Below are 17,643 nucleotides of genomic sequence, written 5' to 3' on the forward strand. Positions count from 1 at the left end.
TCTTCAGGCTTTGCCGCCTGCGTGCAGCCGGTAAACAGCAGTGCGACGAGCAGCACAAAAGCCGCTCCCCAAAAGGTTTTTGCCTTAGTTTTTGAATTAGTTGTTTTCATTTTGAAAATCTCCTTACAATATGTTTACTTTTTAATTTTAATCAAATTGTCCAATTACCCAATTAATAATTATCTATTATAATATTACAATTTTAGTATCTTACCCATTAAAAAAGCGTCTTTGAAAACGGAACAAGCGTCCCGTTTTCAAAGCTTTGCCGGCAATTATTGGATTTCTGCCCAACCAGTATTACTGGGGGTAAAATGTTTCATACTCCAGTTTTTTTCATTCTTTGCCTTATTAAAGGCATCTTTGAGAGCCTGAGGGGCACTCGTTGAAGTAAAATCTGTGACGTTACCCTCATTACCGTCAACGGTTCTGTAAAGTTTGATTGTTCCTTTGACATCCGCTGCGCGCATTGGTAAGTCGTTAAAGATTTATATAAACGCAGCGGCGTTAAGCTTGTTGTGGCTGCAGTTCAGATCATTTAACTGGGGGCAGTTTGTTATGGTAAGGCTGGTAAGGCTACTGTCGTTGCAGCCAAGCGTTATCAAATTCGGTGCGTTTTCTACCTTAAGGCTGGTAAGAGTCGACGTTTCCCCACAGTAAAGATTGACCAAAGCTGTGTCTTTTACCTCAAGCTGGGTAAACCCATTGCCGCCGCAGCTAAGGGTTTGCACGTTGTAGCTTTTTAGGTCAAAGTTTGTAAAATTATTGTGACCACAATACAGCTTTTCCAAAGAGGTGCACCCTTTTACATCAAGCTCGGTAAGCTTATTTTTAGCGACATCCAGAGACCACAAGGCGGTGCAGCCTTTTACGTTAAGCTTTGTAATCTCATTTCTATTGGCGTCAACATCCCTCAAAGCGGTCAATCCTTGCACGTTAAGCTCGGTAAGCTTATTTAGCGGGCAGACTAACACCTTTAAAGCGGGGCAGCCCTTTACGTCAATGGCGGTAAGCTGATTGTCCTCGCAGTCAAGCTCGGTGATGTTTCCTTTAAGGATAACTTTTTGCCCTGTAGCAGTCAGTGCTGTTTTTTGACCGTTTTTAAGGGTTTTTTGGTGGCAGCCTTCCACCGCGATGTCAGAACCGTCAGCCGTTTTCGCCTTAACCTGTATGGGGTTTTTGGTGCCTATGGTAAGCACGATATACCTAACCGGTGGTGCAGGCGGCTCCGGTGTTTCCGGCTGTTTGCAGCCTAAAAACATCAGTGCCAGCGTTAAAGTTGCGGCTGTGATGAGCGCCGCGGCTCTCGTCGTTTTTAAGGCTTTTGCCTTAGCTTTTGAATTTGATTTCATGTAATCTCCTTAAAATTATTTTTACATATTTATTATACCGTTTCATCCGCCAAAAAACAGTTTATACGGATAAAAAGAACCAAAGTTACTAAAAAAGAACTTTGGTTACCTGATGAAAACCGTCTGTGTGCTGTTTTGTCAAACACAAACCGCCGGTCTTTCCGAAGCGGAAATTAAAAAGCTGTAAAATACATGCGCCCGGCAGCTTTGCCTATATCAATAAGCAAGAAAAGCTGCAGTGTTAACGGGCGTTCCTCTTGACTTTATATATGAGAATGATTATCATTTTCATATAGATATGGTTATAAAAGATACATACCGCACAAAACAGCGCGAATACATAGTGAAATTTTTAAAAAGCAAAGCGGACGAGCACTTTAGTGCCGATGAGCTTTTTTATGCGCTTGCTTCCGATTTAAAAACAGCGGACCATACGGATACTTGTAAAAAAACGCCGGCACTTGCAACTGTATACCGCACGCTGGATAAATTAGTAAAAGACGGTACGCTGCGGAAATTTACAAGCGAAGCCGGCGAAAAAGCGTGTTATCAATATATAAGCGAAAAATCGAATTGTGCTAAACACTATCATTTAAAATGCACGCAATGCGGAAGCCTTATTCATCTTTCCTGCTCGCAAATTCAAAAACTGGCTTCCCATATACAAAAAAATCATCAGTTCACTTTGGACACAAGCCGGACGGTGCTTTACGGTTTGTGCGCACAGTGCAGTAAAACAACTCATACAACAGGAGAAAAATAAGTATGAAAAAAACTTTGATTGCGCTTATGAGCGCAGTTTTATTGTCCGTTTGTGTATTTGCAAGCGGTTCTAAGGATTCTATGGCTTCCGGCTCAAACGATATGCCCTCGGTTGTAACAACTGTTTTTCCGGTATACGATTTTGCCCGGGCGGTTATGTTCGGTTCGGTGGATATGAATACCGGTAAAACAACGGCAGCCGTTTCCGGCAAAAACTTAAAACTATTGGTAAAACCGGGAATGGAAATCCATTCGTACGATCCTTCTCCCGCAGACATTGCAGCAATACAAAAAGCCGACATATTTATTTACATCGGCGGCGACAGCGATGAATGGGTGCGCGATGTATTAGCTTCTATGGATACTTCGCACAAAACGGTTATACGGCTTATGGACTGTGTGGAAACGGTTGAAGAAGAAATCGTTGAAGGTATGGAGCACAGCCATGAAGGACACGAATTTTGCGACGGCAGCTGCGAGCACGAAGAAGACGAACACATTTGGACGTCTCCCGCTTATGCACAAAAAATTGTAGACCTTATAGCCGATGCTTTAATACAAGCAGATAAAAATGCCGGCGCTGTCAATGCCGTACGTTTTGCCGAAAATGCTCAAGCGTATAAAACCGCCATTCAAAATGTAGACAGCGAAATTCGTACTGTTATAGACGGCGCACAAAACAAATATATTTTAATGGGCGACCGTTTTCCCCTGCGTTATTTTGCGGATTACTACGGTTTAACGTACAGCGCAGCTTTTACCGGATGCAGCACTGCAGTGGAAGCAAATCCTGCAACCATTGCTTTTTTAATAGATAAAGCTGCCGAAAAACAAGTTCCTGCCGTTTTTGCTATAGAGTTAAGCAATCAAAAAATTGCCCGCACGATTGCCGAAGGAGCGATGCAAAAAAATAGTGAAGCTCATCCTGCCGTGCTGGAATTGCATACCGTTCACAACGTAACAAAAGACGATTTTAAAGCAGGCGAAACATGGGTGTCGCTTATGAAACGTAATGTTGAAACTTTAAAAAAAGGAATGCGGTAAATTTAGACTTCCGCGCAAAAAAAATGGTTGTACTTTCCGCCGAAAACATCAGCGTATATTATGGAAATTATAAAGCCGTCGACAACGTATCGGTAAGTCTTGCAAAAGGAGACTACTTATGCGTAGTCGGCGCAAACGGTTCGGGAAAGTCGACTTTAATTAAAACACTGCTGGGCCTTATTCAGCCGAAAAGCGGCACGGTAAAGCACAATGACTGTGCCGTCGGCTATTTAAGCCAGCAAAACACCGTTCAAAGAGATTTTCCGGCTTCGGTACGGGAAATCGTTTTATCCGGATGTTTGCGTACAAAAGGGTATAAGCCGTTTTATTCAAAAAGCGAGCGCCAAGCGGCGGATTTTCAGCTTGAGCGGTTGGGAATAGCGCATTTGGCGCATAGCGCGTACCGCAATTTATCCGGCGGTCAGCAACAGCGCGTACTTTTAGCGCGCTCCCTTTGCGCCGGAAGCGATGTTTTGGTTTTGGACGAACCGGTTGCCGGTTTGGACCCTGAAGTAACCGATGAACTGTACTCGCTTATCCGTACGTTAAACCGCAACGAGAAAACGGCAATTTTAATGGTTTCGCACGATGTGCGCCGCGCCGTTGCAAATGCTTCACATATTTTACATATAAACAAACAGGTTTTGTTTTACGGAAGTGCCGCCGACTACCAAAAAACACAGCTGTATCATAAAATGACTGCAATGGAGATATGCTGCCGATGATTGACTTGCTTAAAACGCTTTTTTCTTACACGTTTATTATACGCGCGGTAGTCGGCGGCACCTTGATTGCGTTATGCGCGGCGCTGCTGGGGGTAAACCTTGTTTTAAAACGTTTTTCTATGATAGGAGATGGTTTATCGCACGTGGGTTTCGGTACGCTTGCCGCCGCTATGGCGCTTAACCTTTCGCCTTTGGCAGTATCCGTTCCCGTAGCAATCGGTGCGGCGTTTTTGCTGCTCCATATCGGGAACCATTCAGACATTAAAGGGGATGCGGCAATCGCGCTTATTTCCAGCAGTGCTTTGGCGCTGGGTATTTTAATTACGTCGATGACATCCGGATTGAATACCGATGTTACCGCCTATATGTTCGGCAGTATTTTAGCGATGAGCAAAAGCGATGTATACATCAGTTTGGGCTTGGGCATTACGGTTTTATCGCTGTACGTATTTTTTTACAATAAAATTTTTGCCGTTACCTTTGACGAAACTTTTGCGCGTGTTGCAGGCATCCGCACCCGCCGATATAATTCGCTCGTTGCGGTTTTAACTGCTCTTACCGTTGTTGCCGGTATGCGTTTAGTCGGCGTTATGATGATTTCCAGTTTGATTATATTTCCCGCACTGAGCGCTATGCGCGTTTTTAAAACATACAAGCCCGTTGTTGTTTGTGCTGCTCTTTTGTCTATTGTTTGCTTTTTTGCCGGTATTATCGCCAGCTTTGTGTGGTCGGCGCCTGCCGGGGCAAGCATTGTTACGGCAAATTTGTGCGCGTTCGGTATATGCGCGCTTATCGGCAGAATTAACGGAATCGGCTAATTAATTACCTGTAAACAAATTATACAACCTGTCCAAATCGTCGCGGGAAAAATATTCTACGGTTATAGTTCCGCGGTCAAAATTTCCTTTAAGTGCCACTTTTGTTCCTAATTTTTCTATTAACTGCTGTTCAAGAAAAATATAATCCGGTTCGCGTTTGTCTTGTTTTTTTGCCGCTTTGTTTTTTACTGCCGGTTCTTTTTCGCCGTTTAAGAAGGACGCTTCTTCTTCGGCTTCACGAACGGAAAGAGAAGCGCTGCGGATTTTTTCAAACAAAGTGCGCCGGTTCAAAGGGTTTATCACCGACAATACGGCGCGCGCGTGCCCTGCTGTAAGACTTCCGTCTTCAAGAGATGCTTGCATATCTTCGGGAAGTTTTAAAAGCCGCAGTGCATTTGCCACTGTGGAACGCTGTTTTCCGACGCGGCGCGCTGCTTCTTCTTGGTTTAAGTTTGCAAGCTCCATAAGTTTATGGTATGCTTTAGCTTCTTCAAGCGGGTTTAAATTTTCGCGCTGGATATTTTCTATAAGCGCTACTTCCAGTTTTTTTGCTTCGGAAAATTTTTGTATGCGCACGGGAACATGCGTAAGACCTGCAAGGCGTGCCGCACGCGTGCGCCGTTCTCCGGCAATAATATAATACGTGCCGTTGCCCGCTTCTTCTGCCAATATGGGCTGAAGAATACCGTTTTCTTTAATGGAGTCGGCAAGTTCTTGCAGCGCTTTTTCATCAAAACTGAGGCGCGGTTGGTGCGGGTTCGGTTTAAGCAAGTCGATTGCTAAATTGATTTCGCCCGTTTCGCCGGCAACTCCGGTTTTGCCGGTTTTACTTCCGCCGGAAAGCGCTTCCGAAGCGGAATGTTCCGCTTCGACTATAAGCGCGTCCAAGCCTCTTCCTAAAGCCCGTTTCGGTTTAGCCACGGAGAATTACCTCTTCTGCAAGTTTTTCATAACTGCGCGCACCCGCACACAAGGGATCGTACAAACAAATAGGCTGCCCGTGCGACGGCGCTTCGGAAAGCCGCACATTGCGCGGAACGATGGTTTTAAATACCGCATCTTTAAAATATGCTTTTACTTGCGATACTACATCGTTGGCAAGGCGGGTGCGTGAATCGTACATTGTAAAAAAAATACCGCCGATTTCCAAACCTGCGTTTATCGACTTTTGCACTTTTTTAACCGTTTGCAGCAAAAGCGAAATACCTTCAAGTGCAAAATATTCGCACTGCATGGGGATTAAAACCGAATTTGCTGCGGCAAGTCCGTTAAGCGTTAAAATTCCCAAAGAGGGCGGACAATCTATTAAAATGTAATCGTAACGGGGCAAAAGCGGTTCCAGTGCTTTTTTAAGAAAAAATTCGCGCTCCGACTGGTCTACCAATTCTATTGCGGCTCCCGATAAATCTATTGAAGCGGCAACGGCATCCAAACCGGTAACTTGGGTATGACGGACGGTTTGTTCGGCGGAAGCGTTCCCTGCTAAAAGTTCGTATACGGTCGGTTTGTCTTTGGAAATCCCGACGCCGGAAGACATATTGCCCTGAGAGTCGAAGTCAACCAAAAGTACTTTTTTGCCCGCCGCCGCCATATATGCACCGATGTTAATTGCGGAAGTTGTTTTTCCGACGCCGCCTTTTTGGTTTACAAAAACATAGACCTTTGCCATAATAGAAGTATATCATTTTCCGTAAAAAAAGTATATATTAAGCGCAGGAGATTTTTTATGATACATTCATGCGGAAAAACAAAGCCTAAAACGGCACATTCCGTTTTTATTGCGTGGAATGCGGAAGTGTGCGGAGATGCCGAATTGGCGGAAAACGCTTCCGTGTGGTTTTCGGCAACGGTACGCGCCGATATAGCACCTATCCGGATCGGAAAAGGCAGCAATATTCAAGATAACGCGGTCGTTCATGTAGACGAAAACCTGCCCTGCACTATCGGAGAAAACGTAACGGTAGGGCACAACGCAATCCTTCATTCCTGTACTGTCAGAGACGGTTGTACTATCGGTATGGGCGCTATCGTATTAAACAACGCCGACATCGGTGAAAATTCGATGGTAGGAGCCGGAGCTTTGGTAACGCAGGGAAAAAGCTTTCCTGCAGGCAGTTTGATTTTAGGCAGCCCTGCAAAATTAATACGCAGTTTAACGGCGGAAGAAATAGAAGCGATGAAAAAAAACTGCGAAAACTATATCCGTCACGCACAAGAAGCGCTGCGCGACGGGGCGCATTGCGGTCCCGGCGAAAAAATCGAACAATGAGTTTACCGACTGCAGCGGATAAAAAAACAAAAAAGCTTTCGCTTTCACACGTAATAGAGTGCGCCGCCGGCGATTTTGTGTGCGCGGTTTTTGCAAAACCTTCAAAAAACAAAAATACTGAAGCAAAAGCTATACAAAATTGCATAAAAATTAAAATTACGCGCGCATCGGAAAACCGTTTTTATGCCGAATATTTTACTGCAACGCAAGCATTTCAGCGTACACTAAATGCCGAACAACTGCTTAGCGTTTTAAAGCAGCTTCCGTACACCCCCGAAGCTTTGTGGCACCATATTTCGGTTACAACGCACAACGAATTGTATAGTGTGCTTACAAATAAAAAAGCGCATACAACGGTAACGCAAAAACGCTTACAGCTGCCGCGGCAAGGCGGAAATGATGCCGAAAGCGTGCACAGTTCAAACTGTACGCCGCCGCCGGTTTTCGACGATGAAAAAAACGTCAGCCCCAACCGGCGAAAAAACTATATTTTGCAAGAAGGTATACCCGTTCCCTTTTTAATAGAGCTGGGAGTTATGAATGAAAGCGGCAAAGTGCTTGCACCTAAATACGATAAATTCCGGCAAATAAACCGTTTTTTGGAATACATTGCCGACGTTTTGGGTACGTTAACGGAAAATGGAGCGGGAACGCAGCATTTTTTGCATATAATCGACTTTGGCTGTGGAAAATCCTATTTAACTTTTGCTCTGTATTATTTTTTAAGCGAAATAAAAAAACTAAAAGTAAAAATTACCGGCTTGGATTTAAAAAAAGAAGTAATACAAAACTGTTCAGCTTTGGCAAAACGCTGGAACTATAAGGATTTGTGTTTTCAAACGGGCAATATACAAGAGTATGCGTACGAAGGCACTCCAATTGATATGGTTATCAGCCTTCACGCGTGCGATACGGCAACCGATTATGCCCTTGCCTTTGCGGTACAGAATCGGGTCCGCATTATTTTATCCGTCCCCTGCTGTCAGCATGAACTGAATTCGGCTTTAAAAAAACACTGTTCAAATAAAGCATTTGACCTTTTTTTAAAATACGGCATTGTAAAAGAGCGTTTTGCTTCTTTGGCGACAGATACTATGCGGGCGGCGCTGTTGGAAAGCAAGGGATACGCGGTACAGCTTTTGGAATTTATCGATATGGCGCATACACCCAAAAACATTCTTATCCGTGCCGTACAAAAAACGTTTGCCGCTACCGGCACCGGCAACACAGAGTTTGCCGGTGCAAACGGTTCAAGTGCATACGAACAGCTGCGTGCCGCACTTGGCTGCGCCCCCGTTTTGGAAAGTCTTTTAGTACAATAAAATAGAGGCTTGTTTTAAATTACTATGCGCACTTCGCCGGAAAGTAATTCTTTTTGTTCTTTGTTTTCGGTTTCGACGATTAAATGAGCTTCATCGGTTATATCGACGGCTAAAGCCGTATATTCGCCCTGCTCGGAAGCGACGCAAATTTTTTTACCCAATATCAAAGAGCGCTTTTTATATTCTTGCATAAGCGTAACAAAGGGTGTATTCCCCGAAAAAGCGCTGAGCAGTTCGCTGATAACGGCGGCTGCAAGTTCGTTTCTGTCGATGACTAAAGCCGCGTTTGCGGCTGCAGCAGGAGCTGACGGCAAAGTTTTTTTATCTTGCTCCGGTATAAGACTTCCGGCAATATGGCGCAACTCTTCGGGAAATCCGTCTTTGCCGGTTTTTACGTTTATGCCGATGCCGACAACAACGGCGTCTACCGTACGCCGTTCCATATTTACAATACCTTCGGTAAGAATGCCGCACACTTTTTTACCGCGCACAAAAATATCGTTTACCCATTTTATTTGACTTTGTACGCCGAAACAATCAAGTGCGCGGCATACGGCACTTGCGGCAAGCGCAGTTAAAAGCGAAGTGTCGGGCGCTTGAGCGCGGGCGCTTTGAGCAGCTCCGGTTGTGCCGTCTTTACCGTTTTCCGGTTCCGGCGGCGGATTTTGCGTGTACGCATCGCTTTTGCCGTCATCCGGCACATAGACGATACTAAGATAAATACCGGAACGTTCGGGCGAATAAAAACTTCTTCCCATGCGCCCGCGCCCTGCGCTTTGGTGTTCGGCAATAAAAACCGCTCCGTGAAGCGCTTGCCGGTCGGCATCGGCACAGGAAAGTTTGCGCTTTGCTTCGGTGTTGGTAGAATCTATTGTTTTAAAAACCTTTATTTTTCCGCTGCACAGAGAAAAAGCAAGGGGGCTGAGTAAAGACGTAATGCGTGCAGCGTTTAAAAAATCGTGACCGTCTTTGAATACATAACCTTTATTGGTGCTTCCGGTAACGGGGTAGCCGTTTTTACGCAAACTTTCTACGGCTTTCCACACGGCTGTGCGCGACACTCCTATTTTTTCGGCGGCTTCGGTTCCCGACAGCGGCAGACCGTTTTGTTCGGCAAAAAGTTCCAGCAGTTTTTCTTTAGTAGAGCTCATCTTTTTTTTTACGCACACGGCGTTCCCAAATGGAAACAATCGGACGCAGGCAGCGTACATATAAAAGTCGAAGCCGGTTTAGTAAAACAAGGTAATTTTTTTACTGCTTCGGTTATAGCCGGAACAAAAGCGTTTTCGGCGACAATCAGCACAATTTCTTTTTCCCGCGCTACCGGTATACCGAAAAAGTTCAAATCCTGTTCGGTTCCGGTTCCTTTAGCGTCGACAATCGTTCCGCCGGGCGCACCGGCTTTACGCGCAGCTTGCATAGCTTGTTCGGCGCAGCCGGCATTTACCACAATACAAATAAGCTCATATTTTGTTTTTTCCGTCATGTTTTTACGCTCCGTTAAAATGCTGCACGCTATACCGATACAGTCTTTGTGCGCCGCCGCCCGGTGTTTCCATAAAACGGCGGTTTCTGCAAATACTTTTTCCGGTGCTAAAAAGCACAGTGCCGTTTTTTTTCCTGCGCCTAATCCTAAACGCTGTAGTAAAACTTTTTCTGCGGTTCCCCTGCCCGAAAAACAAACGATGTTTCCCGAACCGCTTCTTTTTGCATCCTCACAAAAAAAAGCGGCGTATTGTTCGGGGACGACGGCAAACACCAACGTATTCATTATTAACCGCCGTTTGTTTTATTTTCGAGGTTTGAATTTTTGCTTTCATCGTTTGGCGTTTTTTCCGGTTCGCTGCGGCGGCATTGCCATCCTTTTGTCTTTATGCCGTTTACCCAGCGGCTTGCCCAACTGCGTGCAGCATATAAATCGTGTTCGCGGTAATTGGCGCATTCATGCATACCTGTTCCGGGTACGGGTTTATCGACAGGCCATTCCGCTATAGTTTGAAAAATAATAAGCATTTTTTTTGCAATTTCTTCTTCGGTTTTATCTCCAAAAAGGGTTAAATTAAAACCGGTTCTGCAGCCCATGGGAGAAAAATCGATCAAGCCGCTTAAAATATTTTGACCTATTTCCGCCGTTAAATGTTCCAGCGTGTGAATTCCTGCCATCGGTATAAACTCTTCGTTCGGCTGGGTAAACAGGATGTCGAATTTGCTTACGATGTCTCCCGACGGTCCTTCTTTACGCATAGCAAGGCGGACGTAAGGTGCGCAAACTTTACTGTAATCAAAATCGCTGCAAAATGCTTCGTGGTTTTTTTGTTCCATAACACTCCTGTCGATTTTAACTTTGTTTTGCTGCAAGTTCTATCATGTGCGTAACCAAAAAAGCACTTATTTGTGCCGCTTTTTCTTCATGATACACTTCTTGCGCGTTTTCAGCCATATCCGATATGCAGCGTATAATAACAAACGGAACAGCGCTTAAGTAACACACTTGCGCTACGCCGGCGCCTTCCATTTCTACACACGCAGGGTCGCATAAATCTTGAATCGCTTCTTTTTGCTGCGCTGAATTGACAAAGATATCTCCCGAAGCTATACGTCCTTCCGTTAGTTTTGAAGAAAAATTTCCTTTTTCCCACGCACGCCGCGCGCATTCTATAAGAAAGGGGTTCGCAGGGAATTCTATCCGTTTTATACCCGGAAGTTCACAAGGCTTGTAACCGAAAGCGCTGACGTTTACATCATGGTGTACGGCGTCGGTTGAAACGACAACATCAAAAAGGTGTAAATCCTTGCGCACAGCGCCTGCAACGCCGGTGTTTATAACGTGTGTTACACCGAAGTATGAAATTAATAAAGCGGTACACAAAGCAGCGTTTACTTTGCCTACTCCGCATTGCACAACCACAACTTGTGTTCCGTTAAGCATTCCTTCATAAAAAGACAAACCGCTTTTTTTTACCGGTTCAGCTTTTTTAAGAAGCCGTTGTAAATGCTCAACTTCGACAGACATTGCGCCTATAATACCTATTTTTACCATAAACCGCACCCCTTTCGCAGTGTTTGCAAAATATTGCAAAAAACCGCAACAAATACAAAAAAAGTGTTGACATTTTTTTTGTATTTTTGTATATTATGCACAGCAGCAACAATCATAAAAAGGGTCGCTTTTCCTCCTCCTTTAGCGGCCCTTTTTTCATTTTAAAACAAAAAGTTTGTTTACACAAGAGTTTAAAAACTATTGACAGAGTTTAAAAAACTGCGACGTTAAACTGCTACATTAAACGGCGGCACTTTCAAAAGCGCCGAGTATTTCATTCATATATTGGTCTTTTGCAAAAAAATAGCTTTCGGCATGGGCTGCGTTTTCCGTTACTATCAACTTTTTTGGTTCCGGGGCAAAAGCGTACAAACTGTGAGCAGCTTTAAGCGGAACAAAGGTGTCGGCTTTACCGTGAAATAAAAGCAGTGTGCAGTGTCCGGTTTTATGCGTGCCGTCATTTGTGCGGCTAAATCGCTGCAAACAAGTTCCCGGGCAATTTGCAAAAAAAGTAAAACCGTTTATTATAAAGTTAATACACGAAGCCGCCGCTGCAGCACAGCTGAACAAAAGCCGCTGTACAAAAGCTTTCGGCATACATAAAAATAAAAGGTGGCGTACCGATTCGGAAAAGCGGAAAAAACTGCTGTCGGCAACAACCAGTTTTACACTGTTTTTTTCTTTGTTAAAATCCGTGCCTTCAGCTAAAATACCGTATGCGCACTGAATAACGGCAGCCGCCCCTGTAGAAATGCCGTGCAAAACAATGCGTATGTCGGTTCCGAAACGGTCGACCAAACAACGCAGCCACAAACATAAGTCCGCCGCATCCGTTTTTACATAGCCTAAGCCTGCATAAGTTCCGCCGCTTTTACCGTGCGCACGTAAATCTACATTTAAAACGGAAAAGCCTCTTTTATAATAATCTTTTGCAAATGCTTTTGTTTGCACATCGGAATCTGATAATGCATGAACAAGAACGGCAATATTGTGAGGTTTTTGCGCCCGGGTACTGTTGGGGTGGTTGTACAAATCGGCGCATAACACGATTTTTCTTTTCGGAAATAAAAAAAAGCGGCGCCGGCACGTTGCAAAAAGCGTCAGTGTTTCGGCTTTATCGGTGATGCCGGTTTCGATTTTTGCAGTTGAATACAGTTTTTTGCGCGATTGCGCATACTTTTCGTACGCTGTTCGGACGCATAAAAAGCGGAACAGTATAAAACCTGCTGCAAAACAAAAAAATACAAATCCTATACCTAAAAGCAGTACAGTATAAGTTAAAAATATCATTATTTTCTCTATTCTTGCGTATTATAAACTATTTTATCCGAGCGTTCAAGAGCGATTTTGTGTGATTGTATGTAATTATGCAGCCGATAATTGCAGAATTTACAAATATAAGGTATACTGTATAAATGGTAACTCTTGCGGCATTGTGCGCTATCGGAGCGGAAAAAGTACTTGCAAACGAAATAAAAAAACTCGGCTACACGACATGCGGAAACGCTGTCGGCAGGGTTTTGTTTAACTGCCGCGAAACCGAGTTGTTTAAACCCAATTTATGCTTGCGCACAGCAGACCGGGTGTATTTGCAAGCCGCTTCGTTTTATGCAGCCGACTTTGATGCTCTGTTTGACGGATCTTATGCGGTATGCTGGCAGGATTATTTTAAAAAAGACGTAAAGCTGCACATAGATAAAGTGCGCATTAAAAACAGTAAACTTTCATCCGAGCACGGTGTACAAAGTGTGGTTCACAAAGCTTTGTGCAAAAAACTGGGTACCGTTTGGAATATGGAAACGCTTCCGGAAAGCGGCAGCCGTTCGGATATTCGGGTTTATATAGAAAACGATACCGTTTTTTTACTGCTCGATTTATCGGGAGACCCCTTAAACCGCAGAGGCTACCGTACGGACGGCGGACAAGCGCCGCTTCGGGAAACGACGGCTGCTGCGCTTTTACAGCTTATGTGCTGGAAACGCAAAATTCCTTTACACGATCCTTTTTGCGGGTCGGGCACGATTGCAATAGAAGCCGCTTTGTACGCTTATAATATTGCCCCCGGCTTCGGAAGACACTTTGCACTGGAAAACCTTGCTTTTTTTGATGCCGCTCGTGCACTGGAAATCCGCAAACAAGAAGCGGCAAAAATCCGCACCGATGTGCTTGCCCGCATTACGGGAACGGACAAAGATCCTGAAGCGGTAAAGCGCGCGCGTAAAAATGCCGAACATGCGTGCGTTGCGGCAGGCAGAGCTTTGCAGCTTATCGGCAGCGACAATAAAATACCGCGTCCCGATTTTGACTGTGCCGATTTTAAAGAATTAAAAGCTCCTTACGAAACAGGCGTGTTGTTGAGTAACCCGCCTTACGGAGAGCGGCTGGGGAATGAAAAAGAAACTGCGGCTTTGTATGCCGATATGAGCTGTTTGTTTACCGATTTTAACGGCTGGAACATAGGCTTTATAAGCGCGTTTACCGATTTTGAACAAACAATCGGAAAAAAAGCGCAATCAAAAAAGCTTTTAAAAAGCGGTAATTTGGATACTTGTTTTTACATATACGGAGGATACAATGGGCATAGTGGTAGATCATGAAAAACGTAAACAAGGAATTTTAAAAAAAGCGCTTGATGTTTTTGTGGAAGAAGGGTATGAGGACGCTACGTTCCAAAAAATAGCCGACCGCTGCGGCATTACACGCACAACTTTGTATATTTATTTTAATAACAAGCGCGAAATTTTTTTGTGGAGTATAAAGCAGCTTACCGAAAGTTTGGAAAAATCTTTGCAGCTTATCATTACCGATTACAGTAAAAACTGCAAACAAAGGCTTTTAGCTATGCTGGAAAGCATTGTGCACGCTTGTGTAGAAAACCGGCAGCTGTTTCGCGTTATATTGGCATACCTCATTCAAATTCAAAAAGCGGGTAAAAACCCCGGAGATAGAGTGCGCCGGCGCATTGTGCGCTTACGCCATTTGCTTTCCACTATTCTTATTGAAGGCAAAAAAAACGGCGACTTTAAACCGATAAACGTTAAAGCCGCCAACGAAATGTTTTATTCTTTGATTGAGTCGGCAATTTTCCGCCTTGCCATACTCGATCAAACAACTATAGACGAAATGATTTCTTCCTTATATTTGGCGGTGGAAGGAATCAGCGTTTCTTGTTAACTTACGCTTATTCTTTTTGCTCTGTGAGTACGGCGCGTACAAGCTGAACTTTTTTCCCCAATTTGCGGTTAAGCAGCTCTTGCGCTTCGTCAAAGTCGTCGGTTTTAACAACGTCGTCTACCATAAAATTATCCCCGGCAAACGAATATGTGTAATTGCCTAAATACAGGTATTGTGCGTTGTCTTGCTTGTGTACGTCCATTCCGAACGGAAGCAGCAACCAAGCTTTTTTTTCTCCAAATAAACAGACTTTAAAACTGTCTATTGAAAAACGCCCGGATTCCGGTACTGTCAGCAACATAAAAAAATAATCACCTAAAACCGGAGGGGTGCCCTGTGCGCTTTCTTTTCGCATAAAGTCGGCAACCGTCAAATCATATTCATGCTTTTTTGCATTGAGATCGGAAATATTTAAAGTTTGTTTATAAAATTCTGTATCTATATTCTTTGCAAAAGAAACTTTTCCGACAAGCATAATTTGTCTTGAAAGCGAAGGTTCGGTCAATTCTCCGCCTTCGGCACAGGCAAAAGATGCTGCAAACAAAACGATAGCGCATACGGTTAAAAATCTTTTATTTAGCATTTTTTAACTCCTCTCTTCTTGCTTTTAAAAGCGGTTCCCATGCCGTTCCCCGATAATAAGACAGTGCAACTTCTACCGCCGTCAATTCGTCTTTGGGATTTTCTCGTGTTTCTTTTCGTTCTCCCGTATAAAAATCGATTTTATGAGCCCCGCAATAATAGAGTCCGGGAGTTTGAGGAACAATAAAATCATAGTCCGTTGAACCTTGTACGCCGAAATACCAAGTGTATGATATTTGATTATATGCATACGAAGATGCTTGCTGGCTTCGTAATTCCATAGTGTACAATTTATACCGACCTCCGGGCGCAAGCGGCTTGGTAACTTGTACCGGCTTTTTCCCTACACCTTCAAATCCTCTTTGGACTAAAAAAAACGGGTGTACAAAACACGGTGCATACGCCGTATTCGCTTGAAAAAATTTAAGTGTAACGGTGGTATTAAATCCGCCGTCAAAACAACCGTAAACCAAAACGGAATCTTCCGGTGTTCCGAGATTTGGGGTTCCTAAAATACTGTTTCCTCTTGCAGATGTATCGTCCAGCATATACATGGATGCACAGCCGCTGAACAAAACAAAAGACAATAGTAAAAAACTAAAGGTACTTATAACCTGCTTTTTTATCCTCATTTTACAGTTCCTCTAAAACTAAAATTGCAGAAATTGAAATTGCATTCTTTCCTAAATTCTCGCCGATAAGGTTTTTATTCACTTGATTTACATATTTATACGACAAACCGAGCAAAACATTTACCGGCATACCAAAATCGTATCCGAGTTGAAAACCTCCTTCAAAAACCCAGGCAAAACTGGGGAAACCTTTGTCGGTTTTATTTGAAAAAAGATTGACAAATCTTCCCCAATCCATACCGACACCACCTTTTATAAAGGGTGAAATATAAATTTCTTGTATAATAAAGGGTGCTTGTAAAGTTACCTCCGGACCGATAATTATACGCGTAGACGTTTTGCTGTATGTAGGCTTTGAATATCTGTCCCAGCCGTCGGATTTCCATGTCGCCGTTGCCGAATCAATATTAAAAAACAAACCGGCTCCGAAAAATCTTATTTTTTCTCCAAAAAAATATGAAACGTCCGCATTTGCGGCACCGGAAATATTCGGCGTTAAAGAAATATCGTATCCTGCTTGAAAGCTCGCATAGTACGGACTTCCGAAACTAAAAGCTTTTGCCTTTTTCTTTGTATCGTTATCTTCACCGGTTTCGGTTTTACTATTATCTGTATTCTTTATTTTGCTTCTTTTTTTCCTGATCTGTACTTCTTCTTCTTTTATTTTTTCAGTACAGCCTTCCATGCGCCATAATCCGTGCTCTTTTATCCAGCGTGTTTCTTCTTCTTTTTCTCCGGTTAACATAACCGTATAAAGAGAAGTTTCGCTTAGTTCTTCGTTTTCTATCGAAAAAGGTTTTTCATTGTACAAAGATTTCCACAGTTGCCATGCAAGCGCATAACGCATACCCTCCAACGGAGAATAGTTATAAAAATGCGCAACTATAACGGAACGTACGGCGGACGGTGCGCTGTCGAGCGCTTTAACAAAGCTGTTTTTACCCTCGGAAGCAACATAACTATACGAAATGTATTTTACAATATCGGTAAATTCTCCGTTTTTATCGGAAACAGCTTCTATAAATTTTTGCACACGCTTTGTTAATTGTGTTTTTTCGTCCGACATGCTTTCAGGCGAGAGTACTTTTTTTATATAAGCTTGAACCGCTGCTGCTGGAATGGAATAGTTTGTATCCTGACGGCGGGCATGCTTCCACGTATTAACACCGATAACGGCATAGCCTGCTTCGGCACTTTTATCGGTTATTAAAAGCGGACCGCCGGAATTACCGCCGTCGATTTGAGCTGAGTGTTGAATAAGAGAAGTAATTTCCGGGTCTATCAAATCTTTTATGCGTGCATTCGCATTGGTAACGGTACCCTTACCCAATTGCCATAACGGAGTGTTGCCCAAACCGGGAAAACCTGCCGTCCAAACATCAAGTCCGTCGTAGGCTTTGCTTGAACTAAAAGTTAAGCCTTTTTTAAAAGGTTTAACCCCTTTGGGAAAAACCAATAAAGCTAAATCTATCTCTTCGTCTGCATTTAGAACTTTTAAATCGTCGTATTTGGTTATACTGCCGTCCGCATTTTCAAATTCAACCGATACGCTTTCGGCTTGCGACACTACGTGGCGGTTGGTAATTATATAGTTGGTGCCGTCGCCGGTAACATATACAAAGCCCGAACCGAAACCGCCTTCAAGGTAGGCATCAATCGACTTGGCGTACGACGTATAACCTTTGGCATGTAAATTATCACGATATTTTTCCAACATGGAAACACTGTCAGGATAATATTTTTCTCGTACAATGCCGACATAGTTTTTAACTTGAGCAAATGCTACAATCGGCAGTAAAAAAGCAAACACGCATAAAAATCGAGTTTTTTGTAATATAAATTTATGCATATATTCCTCCGGTTGAACATTCTAAATAATTTTTAGATTTTTAGCAAGATAAAAAATTTATGACTTGAGCGGTT

19 protein-coding genes are annotated in these 17,643 nt (G+C 43.5%); 8 read left to right on the top strand and 11 right to left on the bottom strand.

Going from position 1 to position 17,643, the window contains the following annotated elements; all coding sequences use genetic code 11:
* Positions 1–488 precede the first annotated feature (488 nt).
* On the bottom strand, positions 489–1,352 hold the full coding sequence (locus HMPREF9193_RS02765; RefSeq protein ID WP_021686538.1) for a leucine-rich repeat domain-containing protein: 864 nt from the start codon (positions 1,350–1,352) through the stop codon (positions 489–491).
* A 298-nt stretch (positions 1,353–1,650) separates the two neighbouring features.
* On the opposite strand from HMPREF9193_RS02765, the gene HMPREF9193_RS02770 reads away from it, so the two are divergent.
* Genes HMPREF9193_RS02770 through HMPREF9193_RS02785 form a run of 4 tightly spaced genes read left to right on the top strand, consistent with a single transcriptional unit; the run spans position 1,651 to position 4,701 of the window.
* Positions 1,651–2,115, top strand: coding sequence for a Fur family transcriptional regulator (locus tag HMPREF9193_RS02770; RefSeq protein ID WP_040847496.1), 465 nt, complete (start codon positions 1,651–1,653; stop codon positions 2,113–2,115).
* Positions 2,116–2,117: 2 nt separating this feature from the next.
* Positions 2,118–3,158: a metal ABC transporter substrate-binding protein gene (locus HMPREF9193_RS02775; protein ID WP_021686541.1), complete on the top strand. Its 1,041-nt coding sequence runs from the start codon at positions 2,118–2,120 to the stop codon at positions 3,156–3,158.
* Positions 3,159–3,181: 23 nt separating this feature from the next.
* Positions 3,182–3,883, top strand: a complete 702-nt coding sequence (locus tag HMPREF9193_RS02780) for a metal ABC transporter ATP-binding protein (protein WP_021686542.1) — start codon at positions 3,182–3,184, stop codon at positions 3,881–3,883.
* Positions 3,880–4,701, top strand: coding sequence for a metal ABC transporter permease (locus tag HMPREF9193_RS02785; protein WP_021686543.1), 822 nt, complete (start codon positions 3,880–3,882; stop codon positions 4,699–4,701). The genes HMPREF9193_RS02780 and HMPREF9193_RS02785 overlap by 4 nt, the downstream gene beginning before the upstream one ends.
* On the opposite strand, the gene HMPREF9193_RS02790 is transcribed toward HMPREF9193_RS02785, so the two are convergent.
* Both HMPREF9193_RS02790 and HMPREF9193_RS02795 read right to left on the bottom strand, forming a co-directional pair.
* Positions 4,702–5,622, bottom strand: coding sequence for a ParB/RepB/Spo0J family partition protein (locus tag HMPREF9193_RS02790; protein WP_021686544.1), 921 nt, complete (start codon positions 5,620–5,622; stop codon positions 4,702–4,704). It lies immediately after the preceding gene.
* Positions 5,615–6,370: a ParA family protein gene (locus HMPREF9193_RS02795; protein WP_021686545.1), complete on the bottom strand. Its 756-nt coding sequence runs from the start codon at positions 6,368–6,370 to the stop codon at positions 5,615–5,617. Before HMPREF9193_RS02795 ends, HMPREF9193_RS02790 begins: the two co-directional genes overlap by 8 nt.
* A gap of 57 nt (positions 6,371–6,427) precedes the next feature.
* Between HMPREF9193_RS02795 and HMPREF9193_RS02800 the strand changes: the two genes are divergently transcribed.
* Together HMPREF9193_RS02800 and HMPREF9193_RS02805 are read left to right on the top strand one after the other, a co-directional pair.
* Positions 6,428–6,970, top strand: a complete 543-nt coding sequence (locus HMPREF9193_RS02800; protein WP_021686546.1) for a gamma carbonic anhydrase family protein — start codon at positions 6,428–6,430, stop codon at positions 6,968–6,970.
* Positions 6,967–8,292, top strand: a complete 1,326-nt coding sequence (locus HMPREF9193_RS02805) for a class I SAM-dependent methyltransferase (RefSeq protein WP_021686547.1) — start codon at positions 6,967–6,969, stop codon at positions 8,290–8,292. The genes HMPREF9193_RS02800 and HMPREF9193_RS02805 overlap by 4 nt, the downstream gene beginning before the upstream one ends.
* 14 nt (positions 8,293–8,306) lie before the next feature.
* Here HMPREF9193_RS02805 and HMPREF9193_RS02810 read toward each other — a convergent pair whose 3' ends face one another.
* The 5 genes from HMPREF9193_RS02810 to HMPREF9193_RS02835 all read right to left on the bottom strand — a co-directional run bounded on the left by HMPREF9193_RS02810 (position 8,307) and on the right by HMPREF9193_RS02835 (position 12,622).
* On the bottom strand, positions 8,307–9,443 hold the full coding sequence (locus tag HMPREF9193_RS02810; protein ID WP_021686548.1) for a bifunctional biotin--[acetyl-CoA-carboxylase] ligase/biotin operon repressor: 1,137 nt from the start codon (positions 9,441–9,443) through the stop codon (positions 8,307–8,309).
* A gap of 8 nt (positions 9,444–9,451) precedes the next feature.
* Positions 9,452–10,063 (bottom strand): P-II family nitrogen regulator, encoded by a 612-nt coding sequence (locus tag HMPREF9193_RS10685; RefSeq protein WP_021686549.1) that lies wholly within the window; start codon positions 10,061–10,063, stop codon positions 9,452–9,454.
* Between the two features lie 2 nt (positions 10,064–10,065).
* Positions 10,066–10,614: an S-ribosylhomocysteine lyase gene (locus tag HMPREF9193_RS02820; protein WP_051305983.1), complete on the bottom strand. Its 549-nt coding sequence runs from the start codon at positions 10,612–10,614 to the stop codon at positions 10,066–10,068.
* A gap of 16 nt (positions 10,615–10,630) precedes the next feature.
* Positions 10,631–11,332: a 5'-methylthioadenosine/adenosylhomocysteine nucleosidase gene (locus tag HMPREF9193_RS02825; RefSeq protein ID WP_021686551.1), complete on the bottom strand. Its 702-nt coding sequence runs from the start codon at positions 11,330–11,332 to the stop codon at positions 10,631–10,633.
* Between the two features lie 240 nt (positions 11,333–11,572).
* A complete protein-coding gene (locus HMPREF9193_RS02835; RefSeq protein WP_021686553.1) occupies positions 11,573–12,622 on the bottom strand; it encodes an alpha/beta hydrolase in 1,050 nt (349 codons plus the stop codon).
* A gap of 125 nt (positions 12,623–12,747) precedes the next feature.
* Between HMPREF9193_RS02835 and HMPREF9193_RS02840 the strand changes: the two genes are divergently transcribed.
* Entirely contained in the window at positions 12,748–13,929 is a 1,182-nt protein-coding gene (locus HMPREF9193_RS02840) for a THUMP domain-containing class I SAM-dependent RNA methyltransferase (protein WP_021686554.1), read from the top strand.
* The gene (locus HMPREF9193_RS02845; RefSeq protein ID WP_021686555.1) at positions 13,907–14,506 is read left to right on the top strand and encodes a TetR/AcrR family transcriptional regulator; all 600 of its coding nucleotides are present in this window, start codon (positions 13,907–13,909) and stop codon (positions 14,504–14,506) included. The genes HMPREF9193_RS02840 and HMPREF9193_RS02845 overlap by 23 nt, the downstream gene beginning before the upstream one ends.
* Before the next feature lie 7 nt (positions 14,507–14,513).
* Here HMPREF9193_RS02845 and HMPREF9193_RS02850 read toward each other — a convergent pair whose 3' ends face one another.
* The 3 genes from HMPREF9193_RS02850 to HMPREF9193_RS10690 are packed head-to-tail and all read right to left on the bottom strand — an operon-like array spanning position 14,514 to position 17,569.
* Positions 14,514–15,089: a hypothetical protein gene (locus tag HMPREF9193_RS02850; RefSeq protein WP_021686556.1), complete on the bottom strand. Its 576-nt coding sequence runs from the start codon at positions 15,087–15,089 to the stop codon at positions 14,514–14,516.
* On the bottom strand, positions 15,079–15,720 hold the full coding sequence (locus HMPREF9193_RS02855; protein WP_021686557.1) for a hypothetical protein: 642 nt from the start codon (positions 15,718–15,720) through the stop codon (positions 15,079–15,081). The genes HMPREF9193_RS02850 and HMPREF9193_RS02855 overlap by 11 nt, the downstream gene beginning before the upstream one ends.
* A 1-nt stretch (position 15,721) precedes the next feature.
* Positions 15,722–17,569 carry a S1C family serine protease gene (locus tag HMPREF9193_RS10690; RefSeq protein ID WP_021686558.1) on the bottom strand — a complete coding sequence of 616 codons (1,848 nt, stop codon included), beginning with the start codon at positions 17,567–17,569 and terminating at the stop codon, positions 15,722–15,724.
* Positions 17,570–17,643: the final 74 nt, after the last annotated feature.

Origin of the sequence: Treponema lecithinolyticum ATCC 700332 (genome assembly GCA_000468055.1) — a bacterium.
Taxonomy (GTDB): domain Bacteria; phylum Spirochaetota; class Spirochaetia; order Treponematales; family Treponemataceae; genus Treponema_C; species Treponema_C lecithinolyticum.

What these genes read in the sequence shown, in the direction of transcription:
- HMPREF9193_RS02770 (WP_040847496.1), top strand. Translation starts at nt 1,651, where the DNA reads ATGGTTATAAAAGATACATACCGCACAAAACAGCGCGAATACATAGTG.
- HMPREF9193_RS02820 (WP_051305983.1), bottom strand. Translation starts at nt 10,614, where the DNA reads ATGGAACAAAAAAACCACGAAGCATTTTGCAGCGATTTTGATTACAGT.
- HMPREF9193_RS02805 (WP_021686547.1), top strand. Translation starts at nt 6,967, where the DNA reads ATGAGTTTACCGACTGCAGCGGATAAAAAAACAAAAAAGCTTTCGCTT.
- HMPREF9193_RS10685 (WP_021686549.1), bottom strand. Translation starts at nt 10,063, where the DNA reads ATGAATACGTTGGTGTTTGCCGTCGTCCCCGAACAATACGCCGCTTTT.
- HMPREF9193_RS02845 (WP_021686555.1), top strand. Translation starts at nt 13,907, where the DNA reads ATGGGCATAGTGGTAGATCATGAAAAACGTAAACAAGGAATTTTAAAA.
- HMPREF9193_RS02780 (WP_021686542.1), top strand. Translation starts at nt 3,182, where the DNA reads ATGGTTGTACTTTCCGCCGAAAACATCAGCGTATATTATGGAAATTAT.
- HMPREF9193_RS02835 (WP_021686553.1), bottom strand. Translation starts at nt 12,622, where the DNA reads ATGATATTTTTAACTTATACTGTACTGCTTTTAGGTATAGGATTTGTA.
- HMPREF9193_RS10690 (WP_021686558.1), bottom strand. Translation starts at nt 17,569, where the DNA reads ATGCATAAATTTATATTACAAAAAACTCGATTTTTATGCGTGTTTGCT.
- HMPREF9193_RS02855 (WP_021686557.1), bottom strand. Translation starts at nt 15,720, where the DNA reads ATGAGGATAAAAAAGCAGGTTATAAGTACCTTTAGTTTTTTACTATTG.
- HMPREF9193_RS02810 (WP_021686548.1), bottom strand. Translation starts at nt 9,443, where the DNA reads ATGAGCTCTACTAAAGAAAAACTGCTGGAACTTTTTGCCGAACAAAAC.
- HMPREF9193_RS02850 (WP_021686556.1), bottom strand. Translation starts at nt 15,089, where the DNA reads ATGCTAAATAAAAGATTTTTAACCGTATGCGCTATCGTTTTGTTTGCA.
- HMPREF9193_RS02800 (WP_021686546.1), top strand. Translation starts at nt 6,428, where the DNA reads ATGATACATTCATGCGGAAAAACAAAGCCTAAAACGGCACATTCCGTT.
- HMPREF9193_RS02840 (WP_021686554.1), top strand. Translation starts at nt 12,748, where the DNA reads ATGGTAACTCTTGCGGCATTGTGCGCTATCGGAGCGGAAAAAGTACTT.
- HMPREF9193_RS02825 (WP_021686551.1), bottom strand. Translation starts at nt 11,332, where the DNA reads ATGGTAAAAATAGGTATTATAGGCGCAATGTCTGTCGAAGTTGAGCAT.
- HMPREF9193_RS02785 (WP_021686543.1), top strand. Translation starts at nt 3,880, where the DNA reads ATGATTGACTTGCTTAAAACGCTTTTTTCTTACACGTTTATTATACGC.
- HMPREF9193_RS02795 (WP_021686545.1), bottom strand. Translation starts at nt 6,370, where the DNA reads ATGGCAAAGGTCTATGTTTTTGTAAACCAAAAAGGCGGCGTCGGAAAA.
- HMPREF9193_RS02765 (WP_021686538.1), bottom strand. Translation starts at nt 1,352, where the DNA reads ATGAAATCAAATTCAAAAGCTAAGGCAAAAGCCTTAAAAACGACGAGA.
- HMPREF9193_RS02775 (WP_021686541.1), top strand. Translation starts at nt 2,118, where the DNA reads ATGAAAAAAACTTTGATTGCGCTTATGAGCGCAGTTTTATTGTCCGTT.